At 60.2% G+C, this 17,364-nt stretch carries 20 protein-coding genes; 10 read left to right on the top strand and 10 right to left on the bottom strand.

The features are described from left to right. Window positions 1–266 precede the first annotated feature (266 nt). Entirely contained in the window at window positions 267–2,360 is a 2,094-nt protein-coding gene (locus tag CFII68_RS14840; protein WP_018606533.1) for an LTA synthase family protein, read from the top strand. A 64-nt stretch (window positions 2,361–2,424) separates the two neighbouring features. Here CFII68_RS14840 and CFII68_RS26740 read toward each other — a convergent pair whose 3' ends face one another. Then, window positions 2,425–2,577: a DUF3309 family protein gene (locus CFII68_RS26740; RefSeq protein ID WP_018606531.1), complete on the bottom strand. Its 153-nt coding sequence runs from the start codon at window positions 2,575–2,577 to the stop codon at window positions 2,425–2,427. Window positions 2,578–2,807: 230 nt separating this feature from the next. Between CFII68_RS26740 and CFII68_RS14850 the strand changes: the two genes are divergently transcribed. The 3 genes from CFII68_RS14850 to csrA all read left to right on the top strand — a co-directional run bounded on the left by CFII68_RS14850 (window position 2,808) and on the right by csrA (window position 4,365). Then, window positions 2,808–3,623 (top strand): SDR family oxidoreductase, encoded by an 816-nt coding sequence (locus tag CFII68_RS14850; RefSeq protein ID WP_018606529.1) that lies wholly within the window; start codon window positions 2,808–2,810, stop codon window positions 3,621–3,623. Between the two features lie 57 nt (window positions 3,624–3,680). Then, entirely contained in the window at window positions 3,681–4,013 is a 333-nt protein-coding gene (locus CFII68_RS14855) for a YnfA family protein (RefSeq protein ID WP_033062619.1), read from the top strand. A 151-nt stretch (window positions 4,014–4,164) separates the two neighbouring features. Then, complete coding sequence (csrA, locus tag CFII68_RS14860) at window positions 4,165–4,365, top strand: carbon storage regulator CsrA (protein WP_018606525.1); 201 nt, start codon at window positions 4,165–4,167, stop codon at window positions 4,363–4,365. On the opposite strand, the gene CFII68_RS14865 is transcribed toward csrA, so the two are convergent. The 3 genes from CFII68_RS14865 to CFII68_RS14875 all read right to left on the bottom strand — a co-directional run bounded on the left by CFII68_RS14865 (window position 4,354) and on the right by CFII68_RS14875 (window position 6,498). Continuing rightward, on the bottom strand, window positions 4,354–4,581 hold the full coding sequence (locus CFII68_RS14865; RefSeq protein ID WP_003199186.1) for a YheU family protein: 228 nt from the start codon (window positions 4,579–4,581) through the stop codon (window positions 4,354–4,356). The genes csrA and CFII68_RS14865 overlap by 12 nt on opposite strands. Before the next feature lie 230 nt (window positions 4,582–4,811). After that, window positions 4,812–6,002 carry an osmoprotectant NAGGN system M42 family peptidase gene (locus tag CFII68_RS14870; protein WP_018606504.1) on the bottom strand — a complete coding sequence of 397 codons (1,191 nt, stop codon included), beginning with the start codon at window positions 6,000–6,002 and terminating at the stop codon, window positions 4,812–4,814. 214 nt (window positions 6,003–6,216) lie between these two features. After that, window positions 6,217–6,498 (bottom strand): hypothetical protein, encoded by a 282-nt coding sequence (locus CFII68_RS14875; protein ID WP_014340169.1) that lies wholly within the window; start codon window positions 6,496–6,498, stop codon window positions 6,217–6,219. 253 nt (window positions 6,499–6,751) lie between these two features. On the opposite strand from CFII68_RS14875, the gene CFII68_RS14880 reads away from it, so the two are divergent. After that, window positions 6,752–6,958, top strand: coding sequence for a hypothetical protein (locus CFII68_RS14880; RefSeq protein ID WP_014340170.1), 207 nt, complete (start codon window positions 6,752–6,754; stop codon window positions 6,956–6,958). Between the two features lie 161 nt (window positions 6,959–7,119). Here the strand turns inward: CFII68_RS14880 and CFII68_RS14885 are convergent, their stop codons facing one another. Then, the gene (locus CFII68_RS14885; RefSeq protein WP_003205489.1) at window positions 7,120–7,704 is read right to left on the bottom strand and encodes a YajG family lipoprotein; all 585 of its coding nucleotides are present in this window, start codon (window positions 7,702–7,704) and stop codon (window positions 7,120–7,122) included. Window positions 7,705–7,909: 205 nt separating this feature from the next. Between CFII68_RS14885 and CFII68_RS14890 the strand changes: the two genes are divergently transcribed. Together CFII68_RS14890 and mqo are read left to right on the top strand one after the other, a co-directional pair. Further along, on the top strand, window positions 7,910–8,143 hold the full coding sequence (locus CFII68_RS14890; RefSeq protein WP_018606501.1) for a hypothetical protein: 234 nt from the start codon (window positions 7,910–7,912) through the stop codon (window positions 8,141–8,143). 738 nt (window positions 8,144–8,881) lie between these two features. Then, a complete protein-coding gene (mqo, locus tag CFII68_RS14895) occupies window positions 8,882–10,387 on the top strand; it encodes a malate dehydrogenase (quinone) (RefSeq protein WP_018606499.1) in 1,506 nt (501 codons plus the stop codon). Window positions 10,388–10,449: 62 nt separating this feature from the next. Here the strand turns inward: mqo and CFII68_RS14900 are convergent, their stop codons facing one another. The 3 genes from CFII68_RS14900 to CFII68_RS14910 all read right to left on the bottom strand — a co-directional run bounded on the left by CFII68_RS14900 (window position 10,450) and on the right by CFII68_RS14910 (window position 11,927). Continuing rightward, window positions 10,450–10,908 carry a hypothetical protein gene (locus CFII68_RS14900; RefSeq protein ID WP_018606496.1) on the bottom strand — a complete coding sequence of 153 codons (459 nt, stop codon included), beginning with the start codon at window positions 10,906–10,908 and terminating at the stop codon, window positions 10,450–10,452. 187 nt (window positions 10,909–11,095) lie between these two features. Beyond that, the gene (locus CFII68_RS14905) at window positions 11,096–11,383 is read right to left on the bottom strand and encodes a PA4642 family protein (RefSeq protein WP_018606494.1); all 288 of its coding nucleotides are present in this window, start codon (window positions 11,381–11,383) and stop codon (window positions 11,096–11,098) included. Between the two features lie 61 nt (window positions 11,384–11,444). After that, window positions 11,445–11,927: a hypothetical protein gene (locus tag CFII68_RS14910; RefSeq protein ID WP_018606492.1), complete on the bottom strand. Its 483-nt coding sequence runs from the start codon at window positions 11,925–11,927 to the stop codon at window positions 11,445–11,447. A 308-nt stretch (window positions 11,928–12,235) separates the two neighbouring features. Between CFII68_RS14910 and dauA the strand changes: the two genes are divergently transcribed. Further along, window positions 12,236–13,978 (top strand): C4-dicarboxylic acid transporter DauA, encoded by a 1,743-nt coding sequence (gene dauA / locus CFII68_RS14915; protein ID WP_018606491.1) that lies wholly within the window; start codon window positions 12,236–12,238, stop codon window positions 13,976–13,978. Window positions 13,979–14,149: 171 nt separating this feature from the next. On the opposite strand, the gene CFII68_RS14920 is transcribed toward dauA, so the two are convergent. Both CFII68_RS14920 and CFII68_RS14925 read right to left on the bottom strand, forming a co-directional pair. Further along, complete coding sequence (locus CFII68_RS14920; RefSeq protein WP_018606490.1) at window positions 14,150–14,623, bottom strand: WbuC family cupin fold metalloprotein; 474 nt, start codon at window positions 14,621–14,623, stop codon at window positions 14,150–14,152. Window positions 14,624–14,626: 3 nt separating this feature from the next. Continuing rightward, a complete protein-coding gene (locus CFII68_RS14925; RefSeq protein ID WP_018606488.1) occupies window positions 14,627–15,184 on the bottom strand; it encodes a hypoxanthine-guanine phosphoribosyltransferase in 558 nt (185 codons plus the stop codon). A gap of 162 nt (window positions 15,185–15,346) precedes the next feature. On the opposite strand from CFII68_RS14925, the gene upp reads away from it, so the two are divergent. Continuing rightward, on the top strand, window positions 15,347–15,985 hold the full coding sequence (gene upp / locus CFII68_RS14930; protein WP_018606486.1) for a uracil phosphoribosyltransferase: 639 nt from the start codon (window positions 15,347–15,349) through the stop codon (window positions 15,983–15,985). Between the two features lie 2 nt (window positions 15,986–15,987). Continuing rightward, window positions 15,988–17,262 (top strand): uracil-xanthine permease family protein, encoded by a 1,275-nt coding sequence (locus CFII68_RS14935; protein WP_018606484.1) that lies wholly within the window; start codon window positions 15,988–15,990, stop codon window positions 17,260–17,262. Window positions 17,263–17,364 lie beyond the last annotated feature (102 nt).

Raw genomic sequence — 17,364 nt, 5'->3', positions numbered from 1 at the left:
AGATAAATCAATCCCCTTGCCACAATAGTGTTCGGCTCATCCGCATCAGCAGGCTGGGCTTTTTGTGTTTCTGAATATTCTTTGAACGAAATTTTCACCACGTCTTGCGGACAATCCCCTGCGCTCATATCGCCACCGGTTATTTAATGGCAAGGCGATAGCCGTTTGTGCACATCTGCACACGCCCCGAGGCCAGGCTTTGGTCAACAGAGGGCGCGCCGTTGTTTCTTTTTGTCACTCCAATTCCGATAGGGTCCTTAAACGACATGGCAATCCCGGACGCCCTTAGTCAGCAGCGTACTACGCATCGCCTGCTGCAACCGACCGTCAAATCGCACCTGGCCTACACGTTGCTTTGTGCCTTGGTGATGATGGTCATGTTCAGCCTGCTGCGTTTGGCGCTGCTGGTCTATAACCGCGAAATGATCCTCGACACGCCGGCTTCGACCTTCGTTGAAGCCTTCGTCAACGGCCTGCGTTTGGACTTGCGCCTGGTGGTCTACCTCTGCATCCCGTTGCTGCTGGCGTTGTTCAGCGCAAGGGCCATGGCGGCCCGTGGGTTCTTTCGTTTCTGGCTGACTGTCACCTCCAGCATCGCGCTGTTCCTGGGCCTGATGGAGATGGATTTCTACCGTGAATTCCACCAGCGCCTCAACGGCCTGGTCTTCCAGTATGTGAAGGAAGACCCGAAAACCGTGATGAGCATGCTCTGGTACGGTTTCCCGGTGGTGCGCTACCTGCTGGCCTGGGTCGGCGGCACCATCGTCCTCAGCCTGGCGTTCAAGGGCGCCGACCGCGCCACGCGTCCCCGTGGGCCTTTCAGTGGCGGCACCATCGGCACCCGCCAGATCGCCCCGTGGTATGGGCGGGTCGCGGTGTTCATGGTTTGCCTGCTGGTGGCCGTGGCCGCTGCGCGTGGCACCTTGCGCCAAGGGCCGCCTCTGCGCTGGGGCGACGTCTACACCACCGATTCGAACTTCGCCAACCAGTTGGGCCTCAACGGCACCTTGTCGCTGGTGGCCGCGGCCAAGAGCCGGATGTCCGAAGACCGTGACAACATCTGGAAAGCCACCCTTGAGCAACCGCTGGCACAGCAGACCGTGCGGGACATGCTGGTGATGCCTGACGATAAACTGGTGGACACTGCGACAGCCGCCGTGCGCCGCGACTACACGCCGCCGGCGGACAAGACCCTGCCGATCAAGAACGTGGTCGTGATTCTCATGGAAAGCATGGCCGGTCACTCGGTGGGAGCCCTGGGCGCGCCGGGCAACATCACGCCTTACCTGGACAAACTGTCCAAGGAAGGCCTGTTGTTCGACCGTTTCTTCTCCAACGGTACCCACACCCACCAAGGCATGTTCGCCACCATGGCGTGCTTCCCGAACCTGCCGGGTTTCGAATACCTGATGCAGACGCCGGAAGGCAGCCACAAGCTGTCGGGGCTGCCGCAACTGCTCAGCGCTCGTAACTACGACGATGTGTACGTCTACAACGGCGATTTCGCCTGGGACAACCAGTCGGGTTTCTTCGGCAGCCAGGGCATGACCACGTTCATCGGGCGTAACGACTTCGTGAACCCGGTGTTCTCCGATCCGACCTGGGGCGTGTCCGACCAGGACATGTTCGACCGTGGTCTGATCGAGCTCAAGGCGCGGGAAAACGGCAAGCCGTTCTATGCCTTGCTGCAAACCCTGTCCAACCACACCCCTTATGCGTTGCCGACGCCGTTGCCGGTCGAGCGGGTCACCGACCGTGGCAGCCTGAACGAACACCTGACCGCCATGCGCTATTCCGACTGGGCGCTGGGCCAGTTCTTCGAGAAGGCGCGTAAAGAGCCTTACTTCAAGGAAACGCTGTTCGTGGTGGTCGGCGACCATGGCTTTGGCAACGAACGCCAGATCACCGAGATGGACCTGGGCCGTTTCCACGTGCCGATGCTCTTGATCGGCCCGGGCGTCCAGGAAAAATTCGGCCAGCTTAGCCACACCGTGGGCACTCAAGTCGACATCGTGCCGACCATCATGGGCCGGATCGGTGGGCAGGTGCGTAACCAGTGCTGGGGCCGTGATCTGCTGAACCTGCCGCAAGGCGATCCCGGTTTTGGTGTGATCAAGCCGTCAGGCAGTGATCAGACCACCGCGATTATCCATGGTGACACCGTCCTGATGCTTCCGAAGGAAAAGGAAATGGCGCCGAAGATGTATCGCTATGAGCTGGGCGCCAAACCGCATGAGCAAATTATCCAGAATGCACCTGACGCTGCCGAGATGAAACTCAAGCTCGAAGCTTTCCTGCAAACCGCGACCAAGAGCCTGCTGGATAACACCGCTGGCGTCGTTGACGGCAAACCGGACTGATAAAACGGCGAGCATAAAAAAGAGGCCTGAAAAGGCCTCTTTTTTTTGGCACTTACTTAGTGGTTTATATTTTGCCCAGTAATAGCAGGATCAACAGCACCACCAACACGACACCGATGATACCGGACGGGCCGTAACCCCAACTTCTGGAGTGCGGGAAGACCGGAAGACCACCGATCAGCAGGAGAATCAGGATAATGATGAGAATTGTGCCCATTGTAGATTTCCTTATTGGTCAGTTCTGGAGTGATACAACTTTCAACTGCCAGCGCGCATGCGTTAAATCCGGGCGGCTTAATAAATCTGACCATAGCGCTTTGTAGAAAATTCAAAGTTTTTATACGTCTACGGTTTGCCCTTGCCATTCAGCAATCTGATGGAGCTTGGTCCGTCGAACGCCTTCGCTACACTCGGCCTATCTCTCCCGGAACAACAAGGCTGTTTGCTATGCAAAATCGCATGATGATCACTGGTGCCGGCTCTGGCCTGGGTCGCGAAATCGCGCTGCGCTGGGCTCGTGAAGGCTGGCGCCTGGCCTTGTCGGATGTCAGCGAGCCAGGCCTTGTGGAAACCCTCAAACTCGTGCGCGCCGCCGGTGGCGACGGCTTCATCCAGCGCTGCGATGTGCGCGACTACAGCCAATTGACTGCGTTCGCCCAGGCCTGCGAAGAGAAGCTCGGGGGCATCGATATCATCGTCAACAATGCCGGCGTGGCCTCGGGCGGCTTCTTCAGTGAACTCTCGCTGGAGGATTGGGACTGGCAGATCGCGATCAACCTCATGGGGGTGGTCAAGGGCTGCAAGGCGTTCCTGCCGCTATTGGAAAAAAGCCGCGGCAAGATCATCAACATCGCCTCCATGGCAGCCCTGATGCAGGGGCCGGCCATGAGCAACTACAACGTAGCCAAGGCTGGCGTCGTGGCGTTGTCGGAAAGCCTGCTGGTGGAACTGGCGCAGCAGGAGATCGGTGTACACGTGGTGTGTCCGTCGTTCTTCCAGACCAATCTGCTGGACTCCTTCCGCGGCCCGACCCCGGCCATGAAGGCCCAGGTTGGCAAGTTGCTGGAAAGCTCACCGATCAGCGCCACGGATATTGCCGACTACATCTACCAGCAGGTCGCCCAGGGCCAGTTCATGATCCTGCCCCACGAACAGGGACGCATGGCTTGGGCGCTCAAGCAGAAGAATCCGCAGTTGCTGTACGACGAAATGACCGTCATGGCCGACAAGATGCGCGCCAAGGCCCGGCAAAACCTCAATTGACCTGGGTGCCCGATGTCCTCAGGATGGCGCCATTCGGCCTTCCTGATGGACATTTGCATGCTCAATTACCTGTGGTTTTTTCTCGCCGCGCTGTTTGAGATCGCGGGCTGCTACGCCTTCTGGATGTGGTTGCGCCAGGGCAAGAGCGCCTGGTGGATCGTTCCGGCGTTGCTCAGCCTCACGGTGTTCGCCCTGTTGCTGACCCGCATCGAAGCGACGTATGCCGGGCGCGCCTACGCCGCCTATGGCGGCATCTATATCGTTGCCTCGATCGGTTGGCTGGCGATGGTCGAGCGAGTGCGACCACTGGGGTCCGACTGGATTGGCGTGGCGCTCTGCGTGTTGGGGGCGAGTGTGATTCTATTCGGCCCGCGGTTCTCGGCACCCTGAAATAACCGGCGATCCGACAGGGTTTTGCAGGAAATTTCCGTCAGTCACGAGAACTTTGCTTGTAGGGCCTTACTGAATTCTCGCGGGTGTCTTGAGAACGGGAAACAGGCCGGGCATGGTCAGGGTCCAGACATTCTTAAGGACAAGAACCATGCTTGTACTAAGCCGCGCTGTAGGTGAGTTGATTTCCATCGGTGACGATATTTCCGTCCGTGTGCTGTCGGTCAGTGGCGGCACCGTGCGTTTTGGCGTGGAAGCGCCACGGCACGTCGATGTCCATCGCTCCGAAATCTACGACAAGATCCAGAGGAAAAAGGCCCAGGCCACTCGCAAGGCCTGTTCAGTCGAATAGGTGCTTGGGCACGTCGTGCTTGAGCATCAGTTGACACTGTTCACTTTCGGGGTCGAAGACGATCAACGCCTGGCCTTTGGTCAGGGCTTGCCTGACCCGTAGAACCCGGGTTTCCAGGGGCGTGTCGTCACCATTGTCGGTGCCGTCGCGGGTCACGAAGTCCTCGATCAGGCGGGTGAGCGTGTCGACTTCGAGTTGGTCGTGGGGGATGAGCATGGAGTACCTCGGCTAGACAATGGGGCGATGCTACGGCCAATGGGCTTTTGCGGCTAGCCTGGTTTTATGGCCATTGCAAATCCTTGTGGGAGCGGGCTTGCTCGCGAAAGCGGCGGTACATTCAGCACTTATGCTGACTGACCCAACGCTTTCGCGAGCAAGCCCGCTCCCACAATTGGATTGTGTGTGTTCCGAGGGAGTCATGCTGTCAGCCGGTATCGCGAGCTGGATCAGTTATCGGAGCGCTGCCCCACCAAGCTATCCACCGATGGCACCCGAGTATCACTTTCCATCTGGGTATCGTGTTCGATCTGATGACTGAAGCGGTCCAGCGAGCCTTGGGCCGGTTGCGCGTCGCTGGCGAACACCGGCGGGCTGAGGATGTAGGCGCCGAGCAGGCGACTGAGGGCGGCCAGGCTGTCGATGTGGGTGCGTTCGTAGCCATGGGTGGCGTCGCAGCCGAAGGCGAGCAGGGCGGTGCGAATGTCGTGGCCGGCGGTAATGGCTGAATGGGCATCGCTGAAGTAGTAGCGGAACAGGTCGCGGCGTGCCGGTACGTCGTTTTCCTTGGCCAGTTTCAGCAAGTGCCGCGACAGGTGATAGTCGTAAGGGCCTCCAGAGTCCTGCATCGCCACGCTGACTGCATGTTCGCTTGAGTGTTGGCCAGGGGCGACGGGCGCGATGTCGATGCCGACGAATTCGCTGACATCCCAGGGCAGTGCGGCGGCCGCACCGCTGCCGGTTTCCTCGGTGATGGTGAACAGTGGGTGACAATCGATCAGCAGTTCTTCACCGCTGTCGACAATCGCCTTGAGCGCCGCCAGCAACGCCGCGACCCCAGCCTTGTCGTCCAGGTGCCGGGCGCTGATGTGGCCGCTTTCGGTGAATTCCGGCAAGGGATCGAAGGCGACGTAATCGCCGATGCCCACCCCCAGGGTTTCGCAATCGGCGCGGGTGGCGCAATAGGCGTCCAGGCGCAGCTCGATGTGGTCCCAACTGATGGGCAGCTCATCCACGGCGGTATTGAACGCGTGCCCGGACGCCATCAACGGCAGCACGCTGCCACGGATCACGCCGGTGTCGGTGAACAGGCTGACCCGGCTGCCTTCGGCAAAGCGGCTGGACCAGCAACCCACCGGCGCCAGGGTCAGGCGGCCGTTGTCCTTGATGGCCCGCACCGAGGCACCGATGGTATCCAGGTGTGCCGACACGGCCCGGTCGGGGCTGCTCTTGCGCCCCTTGAGCGTGGCGCGGATCGTGCCACGGCGGGTCATTTCAAAAGCGATACCCAGCTCTTCGAGCCGCTCGGCGACGTAGCGCACGATGGTGTCGGTAAAGCCGGTAGGGCTGGGAATGGCGAGCATCTCCAGCAGGACCTTTTGCAGGTATTCGAGATCCGGTTCGGGAATTTTGCTGATCATGGAAACTCCTCACGGAACGTTAAGTTGAATTAGGGGAACCTTGTGGCGAGGGAGCTTGCTTGCGCTGGACTCTGTAGGAGCTGGCGAAGCCTGCGATCTTTTGATCTTTCGCTTGAGACTCAAGTGACTGTGGAAAGATCGCAGCCTCGTTGCACTCGACAGCTCCTACGGGCGCAGCCCAGCGGGAACAAACGCCCTTGCCACGGCTACTTCATCAGAACTGCGTACTGATCCACGACACCAGCAACGCCAGCGCCAGGCAACCAAAGCCAAACCGGTAGAAAAACCGGTTCATCCGCTGAGTGGCCAGATCCAGCAGCGCTTCAAATCGTTCGTTGCCATCGCGATTGCGTGCTTCAAGGCAGGCTCGCGCCCGTTGTTCACGGCGGCGCGTCGCATGCAGCACCCAGCCACCCGGGCAGGCAAACAGCAACGCGAGCAGGTTGATCAGTTTGGCGGGGTGGGCAGCGAACAACGAAAGCAGATGCGACGACATCACGAACCTCAAGCGAAAAAACGGACAGGACACGCCCGGGACCTACAAACAGGGCGCGGATTCTACCGAAAGCCTGACGCCCTGCACCGCTTTTTCCGACCAGTAACGATCCCCTACAGGATTGGATGCTTTTGTGGCGAGGGGATTTATCCCCTCGCCACAGGGGCGGGCTCAATTTTCTAATTTCACCCGTCACGGTTTCGTCATCTGATTAGGCCACTCTGTCGCCCTTCAAACCTGCACGGAACCCGTCATGCTGCACGCCGAAAACCAGGACCGCCTCTATCTCATCAGCCCAAGCGACGAACAACAGAACCTCGTCGACAGTCTGTCCTTCAACGTGCAGGACCGACATTGGCTGGTGTATTGCGCCCTCGGCGGCCATCAACATGCCGACCTGCCGGAGACAGACCTGCTGACCGGGATCAGCGTACTGGAGCTGTACTCAGAGGCTGCATGACGGTTCCATTCTGTGGGAGCAAGGCTTGCCCGCGATGAGGGCGGCACCTTCGACAATGCAGGGAAGGACAGATCGCTATCGCGGGCAAGCCTTGCTCCCACAGGTCACAAGCCTCATCGCCCCCCTGGGCCATTGCAGCCCAGGGTCATGCGGCCGAAATCTTACTCAGCCAGCACCTGGCCAATGGTCGGGTCCTTGAACAGCCGGGTCAGGGCGTCGCTCAACACATCGCTGACCAGCTTGGTGTTGGTGTCCTGGTTAGGCGCCATGCCGAAGCGCTGGTCCAGGGAAGCACCGTAACGACCGCTGTAGCGGCGGTTGGCGTTCTGCACGTCGGAGCGAAAGGTCGCGCCGATGGTGGCTTCGGTCACGTACATGCCTTCCTTGGGCGACTGGTACTTGAGCTCGGCCAGGGTCACGGTCAGTTGCGGTGCATTCAAGGCATTGGCGGTCGGCGTGAAGCCCAGCAAACGCACGGCGGCTTCAGCCTGGGCCTGCAGCTTGGGCAGGATCTGCGCGCCCTGCACCGTGATCACACTGGTTTCCGGATACAGCCCGCCACGGGTGCCGAGCGTCGGCGACGGACGACCGTCCACCACCCGCACCACCACCGGCTGGCCACGACCCACAGGCGCCAGCTGGGCATTGAGCTTGGGCTCCGGGTTAAGTTGTTGCGGGCTGTGGGCGCAGCCGACGAGGGTCAGACTGGTCACAGCGATCAAACCGAACAACAGGCGTTGCAACATGCTCTTCTCTCCAGAATCGGGCACAAACAGGCCGGCAGTATAGCGGTGCGCCATCGCCGTGAACTAGCGTCGCACGATGAATACTGAAATGTCTGACACGGGCCGTGGTTGCCGGTTCCTGTCACCCCATTGTCACGGTCCTTACACCGGCATGTCATGGGCCGCTGCCAGGCTTGTCCCAAGCTCCCTGACCCGGTATTCGATCATGCGCTTCCTTATTTCCCTGTTCACCCCTCGCCCTCATCACCGCAGCTTCGCTTTGCTCGATCGCGACGGCCGTTGCCAGGCATTCAAGCAGTGCAGCCTGCAACCCATGGGCGAAGGCTGGGTGGAAATCGAAGAGATCCGTCTCAACTGGCTGCATCAGCCATTACCCGCCAGCGCCCGCGTGCAACCGCTTCCTGCCCGCGCACGTAACCGGCAGCTGTTGACCATCTGACCGGACGGCTAATAAAAGTCATTAAACACGACCATTTCCCTGCGTTTCTTCGATACAATCTCCCCCCGATTATAAGGACGTCTCCTGATCGGGCCTCGCAACACCGCTGATGCGCTGGTATTGGCACCCCGCAACGCCCACAGAGAGCCGCCCACACAGATCGAGTGAAGCTGGCGTGCTTGCTGTTCCTCCAGGCAAAACACCACTTTTCGCGAATCTGCAGAGCTGTCATTACGCTCGGTCACTGAGCTGTCTGCCCGTTTTGCCTGTCATGTACTACATGGGGGCAACCAAACCGGGCGCAGTGCCAGGCTGGGACAGCCCTTTTTTGAGGTTCACGTCTTCAAAAGAGCGTGAAAAAACGGGTTTTCACAACTTCACGAGAGTGTGGCGAGCAAATGAAGAGTTTTGCGTCTGAACAAGCACCATTAGCGTCTGAAACAGCCCAACGACACAGGACCGGATATCGCTCAAGAACCGGCGCCTGAAGCCTGTCCGCTACGGATTTGGTTGCACGAACGGATGTCTCGGCCATAAGTCGAATTGCCTGCCCGGCGCTTAAATGAGTTCATGTGACTCTTGAGGCCAGGCTGCATGCATCCGCAGTAGGTGCGAAAAATTGCGAAGATTCGGACATGGCGATCCTGGCCATGGATAACTGGGGCGCAACTGACCTGCCCCGCCACTCATGGCCGCTATGCCGACAATTTGGTGCTGCAGATTTTGGAGACGCGTTAAATGGCGCATAACGAAGCAGTTGATGTAGTTCTGGTAGGGGCCGGCATCATGAGTGCCACCCTGGCCGTACTGCTCAAGGAGCTCGACCCCGCGATCTCGCTGGAAGTCGTCGAGCTGATGGATTCCGGTGCCGCGGAGAGTTCCAACCCTTGGAACAACGCCGGTACCGGCCACGCCGGGCTGTGTGAGCTCAATTACACGCCCCAGGCGGCCGACGGCAATGTCGACATCAAGAAAGCCGTGCACATCAACACCCAGTTCGAGGTGTCGAAGCAGTTCTGGACGTACCTGACCAAAAAAAGCACGTTCGGCTCCTCCAAGTCCTTCATCGCCCCGGTGCCACACCTGAGCTTCGTGCAAGGCGAGAAAGGCGTGTCGTTCCTGAAGAAGCGCTTCGAGCTGATGCACCAGCATCACGCCTTTGCCGACATGGAATACACCGAGGACAAGGCCCGGATGGCCGAGTGGATGCCGCTGATGATGCCTGGCCGGCCTGACGACGAAGTCATCGCCGCCACCCGCGTCATGAACGGTACCGACGTCAACTTCGGGGCCCTGACCAACCAGTTGCTCAAGCACCTGACCAGCGCCCCGGACACCCAGGTCAAATACTGCAAGCGCGTCACCGGCCTCAAGCGTAACGGCAGTGGCTGGACCGTGAGCATCAAGGACGTCAATTCCGGCAGCAGCCGCGATGTCGACGCCAAGTTCGTGTTCCTCGGTGCCGGCGGTGCGGCGTTGCCGCTGCTGCAGGCCTCGGGCATCGAGGAAAGCAAGGGCTTCGGCGGCTTCCCGGTCAGCGGTCAGTGGCTGCGTTGCGACAACCCGGAAGTGGTCAAGCACCACCAGGCCAAGGTCTACAGCCAGGCCGCCGTGGGCTCACCGCCGATGTCGGTGCCGCACCTGGACACCCGCGTGGTCGATGGCAAGAAATCCCTGCTGTTCGGGCCGTACGCCGGTTTCACCACCAAGTTCCTCAAGCACGGCTCGATCATGGACCTGCCGCTGTCGGTACGTGCCGGCAACATCGGCCCTATGCTGGCCGTGGCCCGGGACAACATGGACCTGACCAAGTACCTGATCAGCGAAGTGATGCAGTCCATGGAACAGCGCCTGGAATCCCTGCGTCGCTTCTACCCCGAGGCGAAAGCCGAGGACTGGCGCCTGGAAGTGGCCGGTCAACGGGTGCAGATCATCAAGAAAGACCCGAAGAAAGGTGGCGTCCTGCAGTTCGGCACCGAACTGGTGGCGGCCAAGGACGGCAGCCTCGCCGCCCTGCTCGGCGCATCGCCGGGTGCTTCGGTGACCGTGTCGATCATGCTGGAACTGATCGAGCGCTGCTTCCCGGACAAAGCCAAGGGCGAGTGGGCTACCAAGCTCGCAGAAATCTTCCCGGCCCGGGAAAAAGTGCTGGAAACCGACGCGGCGCTGTATCGCAAGATCAACGCGCAGAACAACGTTGCGTTGGAGTTGGTTGAAGACAGCAAGGCGCAAAGTTACGCCTGACGCTTGCAGTCAATATAAAAAGCCTCCCGTGCAGACGGGGGGCTTTTTATTTTCCTGCGGTGTTACTTCATGGTGAACTTGACGCGTGTTCCACCGTTACGAACATAGCCGTCATGATCTTCAACATCAATCAATTGAGCGACACAATAATCCGTCGGCTCCGCTTTGACCCAGCGACGATAAGGCATCGCCCCCTCACTGATCGGTGTTCTTGCGACATGCCCAAAGCTGAAATGACAGGTGCGGCTGTCTTGCGTGTAGCTGAAGGCCTCCCGCTCGGCGCGCGATTGGGGCAGATAGTACGTTAGCTCCTGGCTTTCACCGGGGCTTATCCAAAAATTGTGGCCCGAACTGGCCCAATATTCAGTCCAGCTAAAGCCGCTACCGGGAACAATGTCGGTTGCTGTTGCGTTGTATATCTCGACATTGAGAATGTCATCCCGCGCATAGGACACTGAACTTGCCAGGCACGCTGCCAAAGGCAATAACACCCCAGCGATACATTTATTTTTAACTTCCATGATGAGTACAGCTCCATTTAAACAATAACGTCAAAGCCAATTGGCTTCGACGCAAAGTAATGGAATTTCAAATAAAACAGAACAGCCCGAATGGTGACATAACCTTTCAGAGCGATGTGCAAAAGAAAAAATTAGTTGCGTTCAAGCGGAATACTCAACGCTCCGAAGAGCGTTGATGGACGTTAATTCAGCCGCGGGCTTTTTTGATCAACTCAATATATTCCTCGGCATTACGCTGGTCCTTGATCAGCGCAACGAAATCATTGCCGTGCTCATCCTTGCCGTTGAGGTCATGGCCGGCCTCGACGAAGAACGTCAGGAAGCGTTCAAAGTCATCGACCCGCAGGCCGCGGTAGGCCTTGATCAGTTTGTGCAGCGACGGCGACGTGGCATCGACCGGTTCGAAATTGAGGAACAGCTTGATCTGTTCATCGCCAATCTCGTCGCCAATCACTTGTTTCTTGTCTTTACGCATTGCCGGCTCCAGCTCGCACAGTTCACGGGGCGGGCAGTTTACCCCCGGCAGGCCTCGGGGCTCAACGCGGGCGTTCGGCACCGGTGTGCAGGTCGGCCCAGATATGGCCGTTGGCGTAAGTAAGAAACTGCACATAGACCGTGTTGTTGCGCAGCAGATCGATGACCACCCGGTACTGGGCCTGTGGATAAGACAGCGTCAGGGTCTTGCTCGCCTCGTCGAAAACCGGTTTCTTCAGGCTTTTGCTTTCGCCGTCGAAGTTGAGGATCACCTGGCTGAGGGTCGCGCCCTTGTTCATCGGCTTGCCCTTGAGGCGGACCAGCAAGGGCGAAGTGACCGGAATCGGTTGCTGGTTGGACTGACGCTGGTTACCCAGTACCACCGAATACTCGGTCACTTGCAGCAACTGCTGCTGTTCAGGCTGTTCCTGGCGCACCACCAGGTCATCAGGCGGCAGGAATTGACTGTGCATCGGCGCAGCCAAGGCCGCCAAGGGCAGGCTGGAGATCAACAGCAAAGTGGCGCAGCGGATCAATACACGCATGACAAGCTCCGGGGTCTTGGCCGGGCACTCTAGCATGAGCCTGAGCGGTAAAAATAACGATCCAGATCAATACATCCGCGCAACGAGCACGGCATACTCAAAGAGCCATCAGCCCTGACACCCGCCACAGAATGCTTTTTGTGGCGAGGGGATTTATCCCCGCTGGGCTGCGAAGCAGCCCCAAACCGGATACTCGGTGAGTCAGATAGATCACCCCAACCTCAAAGAGCCATCAGCCCTGACACCCGCCACAGGTTGGGTGTTTGCCGGGAGTTCGGTGTTTGCCCCGTTCACTTAGTGGAGTGCCCATGTCTTTCTCCGCCCCACCGTTGTTTGCCGCCTGGCGCCAAACCTGGCGCGCCGGTTACACCCTTGAGCGCCTGCGTGGCGACCTGGTGGCCGGGCTGACCGTCGGCATCATCGCCATCCCTCTGGCCATGGCCCTGGCGATTGCCGTTGGTGTCCCGCCGCAACATGGCTTGTACACGGTGTTGGTGGCCGCGCCCTTGATCGCCCTCACCGGCGGCTCGCGCTTCAACGTCAGCGGGCCGACGGCGGCGTTCGTGGTGATCCTGCTGCCCATCACCCAACAATATGGCCTCGGCGGCCTGTTGTTATGCACCATGCTCGCCGGCCTGATTCTCATCACCCTGGGGTTGATGCGCGCCGGACGGCTGATCCAATACATCCCCTACCCGGTGATCCTCGGCTTTACCGCCGGGATCGGCGTGGTCATCGCCACCTTGCAACTCAGGGATCTGCTGGGGCTGACCACCGTCGGGCAAGCCAAGCACTACATCGAACAGTTGGGCGAACTGATCGTGGCACTGCCCAGTGCCCGACTCGGCGATGGCATCATCGGCGTCACGTGCCTGGCAGTACTGATTGCCTGGCCACGCTGGGTACCGCGGGTTCCCGGGCATTTGGTTGCCTTGCTGGTCGGGGCGCTATTGGGACTGGCGCTGGAGCGCGGCGGTTGGCCGGTGGCGACATTGGGTGAGCGTTTCAGCTACGTGGTCGATGGCATCAGCCACCCCGGTATCCCGCCGTTTTTACCGAGCTTCGAGTGGCCATGGAACCTGCCAGATGGCCAGGGTCATGCCTTGACGCTTTCCTATGACCTGATCCGCCAACTGCTGGGCCCGGCCTTCGCCATTGCCATGCTTGGCGCCATCGAATCGCTGTTGTGCGCCGTGGTGGCGGATGGCATGACCGGCAGCAAGCACGACCCCAATGCCGAGCTGATCGGCCAAGGCCTGGGTAACCTCGTGGCGCCGCTGTTCGGCGGCATCACCGCCACGGCGGCCATTGCCCGCAGTGCGACCAATGTGCGCAGCGGCGCCTCTTCACCGCTGGCCGCGATCATTCACAGCCTTGTGGTGCTGCTGGCGATGGTGCTGCTGGCGCCATTGTTCAGCTACCTGCCCATGGCTGCCCTGGCGGCGCTACTGGTGATAGTGGCCTGGAACATGAGCGAAGCCGGACACGTGTTGCATACCTTGCGCATCGCCCCGCGCAGCGACGTACTGGTGCTGCTGACCTGCCTTAGCCTGACCGTCCTGTTCGACATGGTCATGGCCGTCGCCGTCGGTCTGCTGCTGGCCGCCGGGCTGTTCATCAAGCGCATGAGCGAACTGACCGACAGCGCCGAACTGCCCCGCCACTTCCACCAGGCCCTGCTGGACATGCCCGAGCATGTGCGCTGCTACGGGATTCGCGGACCGCTGTTCTTCGGCGCGGCGGAAAAAGCCCTGGATGTGCTGCGCAAGTTCGATCCGGGGGTCCGGGTGGTGGTCGTGGAAATGAGCGCCGTGCCCATGCTGGACATGACCGCGCTGGCCGCGTTCGAAAACATCCTGAAGGATTACCGCAAGCAGGGCATCGGCCTGATCCTGGTCGCGACGGCGCCAAGGGTGCGCCTGAAACTGCGCCGCGCCGGCATTCATCGCGAGCAGCGGCAATTGGCGTATGTGCAGACCCTGGAGCAGGCGCGGATCAAGAGCGAGCAATGGCTGGCTGCCAATAGCACCGCCCATTCCAGCCTTACCTGATCTGCGGCCAGAGATTGCTCCCGCTGGGCTCTGTAGGAGCTGGCGAAGCCTGCGATCTTTTGATCTTTCGCTTGAGACTCAAGTGGCTGGGGAAAGATCGCAGCCTCGTTTCACTCGACAGCTCCTACACAGCTCCTACACAGCTACTGCAGGCTCAGCGGGAGCAAGGGGTCAGTCGAACTGGGCGCGCATCCAGGCATGGTATTGCGCCACGCCGGCCTCGCCTTCACGGGGCGCCCAGTGGGCCAGTTCGCCCTCGCCCACGGGCCGGTAGGGGCCGGCCTTGCATTCGAACATCAGGCTGTCGGCTTCCAGCACCACCAATCCGTGATACACACCGGCCGGCAGGTCAACGCCGAGGCAATCACCACCAGCCTGCAGGATGCGCTTGTCCACCACCGCGCCGGCTTCATCGAAGATCAATACCCCCAACCGGCCCTTGAGCACCAGCAAGGTTTCCGCCTTGTCGGCGCTCAGGTGGCGGTGCGGCGGGATGTAGGTCGAAGGCTGCAGACCCACCGCCATGCGGTGGCACGGCTCATCCATCTCATGAAAGTTATGGTGCTGCCGCCCACGAGGACTGGCCGCAGCTTTTTCGGCCAAGTCATCGAACAGTGCATGATCCAGAAAGCTTGGCCGAGTCATCGATTACATGCCCTTGACGGCGAAAATGCCATTGGCGTTGCGCCAGTAACCTTTGTAGTCCATGCCGTAGCCGAAGATATAGCGGTCGATGCACGGCAGGCCGACGAAATCGGCTTTCAAGTCAGGACGGGCCTTGCGGTCGTGGTCCTTGTCGATCAGCACGGCGGTGTGCACGGCGCGGGCACCGGCGTGTTTGCAGAAGTCGATGATCGCGCCCAGGGTGTGACCTTCGTCGAGGATGTCGTCGATGATCAGCACGTCGCGGTCGATGAACGAGACTTCCGGCTTGGCTTTCCAGAACAGGTCGCCGCCGCTGGTTTCGTTGCGATAACGCGTCGCGTGCAAGTAGGACGCTTCGAGGGGGAAGTTCAGGTAGGTCAGCAGCTTGCCGGAGAAAATCAGCCCGCCGTTCATGACGCAGAACACCACCGGGTTGGCCTCGGCCAGTTGGTCGTTGATTTGCGCACCGACACGGGCGATGGCCGCTTCGACTTCGGCTTCGGTGTACAGGCAGTCAGCCTCTCGCATGATTTGACGGATATGCTCGAGATCAGCGGACATGTCGCTCTCCAGGGGTAGCGGATCGGAAAAACCGGCAAAGGTACGCACCCCGCCCGGCCAGATCAAGCGTTTGTGGACTAACGTTCCGTATTGTCTATAGGACAACACCCTCGGATAGATTAATCTAAACCGGTTTTTTTGCCCGCCGTCGGAGCCTTCCCCATGCCCATCCTCGAGATCCGCCATCCGCTGATCAGACACAAACTCGGCCTGATGCGCCGCGCTGACATCAGCACGAAGAACTTCCGTGAACTCGCCCAGGAAGTCGGTGCCCTGCTCACCTACGAGGCCACCAAGGACCTGCCGCTGGAGTCTTATGAAATCGACGGCTGGGCCGGTACGGTCCAGGTCGAGAAAATCGCCGGCAAGAAGATCACCGTGGTGCCGATCCTGCGCGCCGGCATCGGCATGCTCGAAGGCGTACTGAGCCTGATCCCGGGGGCCAAGGTCAGCGCTGTGGGCGTAGCTCGCAACGAGCAGACCCTGCAGGCGCACACCTACCTGGAAAAACTGGTGCCGGAAATCGACGAGCGCCTGGCGATGATCATCGACCCGATGCTCGCCACCGGCAGCTCCATGGTCGCCACCATCGACCTGTTGAAAAAGGCCGGTTGCCGGGACATCCGCGCCATGGTGCTGGTCGCGGCCCCCGAAGGCATCAAGGCCGTGCACGATGCCCACCCGGATGTGACCATCTACACCGCGTCCATCGATCAGAAACTCAACGAACACGGCTATATCATCCCGGGCCTGGGCGATGCCGGCGACAAAATCTTCGGCACCAAGCAGAAGGACGCTTGAGCATGCAGGATGAGTTCAACGATCCGCTCTGGCGCCAGGTGCTGTCTGGCGCGCAGATGCTGTTCGTCGCCTTCGGTGCGCTGGTACTGATGCCGCTGATCACCGGGCTGGACCCTAACGTGGCGCTGTTCACGGCCGGCCTGGGAACGCTCCTGTTCCAAATCGTCACCGGGCGCCAGGTGCCGGTGTTCCTGGCCTCGAGCTTTGCCTTCATCACCCCGATCATCCTCGCCAAGGGCCAGTTCGGCCTGGCCGCGACCATGGGCGGCGTGATGGCGGCAGGTTTCGTCTACACCTTTCTGGGCCTGGCGGTGAAGATCAAGGGCACCGGGTTCATCGACCGGCTGCTGCCGCCGGTGGTGATTGGTCCGGTGATCATTTCCATCGGCCTGGCCATGGCGCCGATTGCCGCCAACATGGCGATGGGCAAGGCCGGCGACGGTACCGAGCTGATTCATTATCAAACCGCGATGCTGATTTCGATGCCGGCCCTGCTCACCACCCTGATCGTGGCGGTGTTCGGCAAAGGCATTTTCCGCCTGGTGCCAATCATTTCCGGCGTGTTGGTGGGCTTTGCCATGGCGTTTTTCTTCGGCGTCGTGGACACCGCGAAAATCGCCGCCGCGCCGTGGTTCGCACTGCCGGCCTTCACCGCGCCGGAGTTCAACTGGCAGGCAATCCTGTTCATCGTGCCGGTCGCCCTGGCACCGGCCATCGAGCACATCGGCGGCGTGATTGCCGTGGGCAGCGTGACCGGTCGCGACTACCTGAAAAAACCCGGCCTGCACCGCACACTGCTCGGTGACGGCATTGCCACCACCGCCGCCGGCCTGTTCGGCGGCCCACCCAACACCACCTACGCCGAAGTGACCGGCGCGGTGATGCTGACCAAAAACTACAACCCGAAGATCATGACCTGGGCGGCGATCTTTGCCATCAGCCTGGCATTCATCGGCAAGTTCGGCGCGCTGCTGCAAAGCATCCCGGTGCCGGTGATGGGCGGGATCCTGTGCCTGCTGTTCGGTTCGATTGCGGCAGTGGGCATGAACACCTTGATCCGCCACAAGATCGACCTGGGCGAGGCACGCAACCTGGTGATCGTTTCGGTGACGTTGGTGTTCGGCATCGGCGGTGTGCTGGTGGGCACCGGCACTGGGCCGGACGACTTCGGCCTCAAAGGCATCGCGCTGTGCGCGGTGGTGGCGATCGCGCTGAACCTGCTGCTGCCGGGCAATGACAGCTGGAAGCAGAAGCAGGCGGATGAGCCGTTCCAGTAAAACGCAGAACTTTCATCGCCCGCACTGCCGTCATCGCGGGCAAGCCTTGCTCCCACAGGTCTTGAGTGGACCATGCTTGAGTGGTCAAGACAAAATCTGTGG

The organism is Pseudomonas sp. CFII68, assembly GCF_000416195.1.
GTDB lineage: Bacteria > Pseudomonadota > Gammaproteobacteria > Pseudomonadales > Pseudomonadaceae > Aquipseudomonas > Aquipseudomonas kilonensis.
This window is presented reverse-complemented; position numbering and strand designations above follow the sequence as displayed.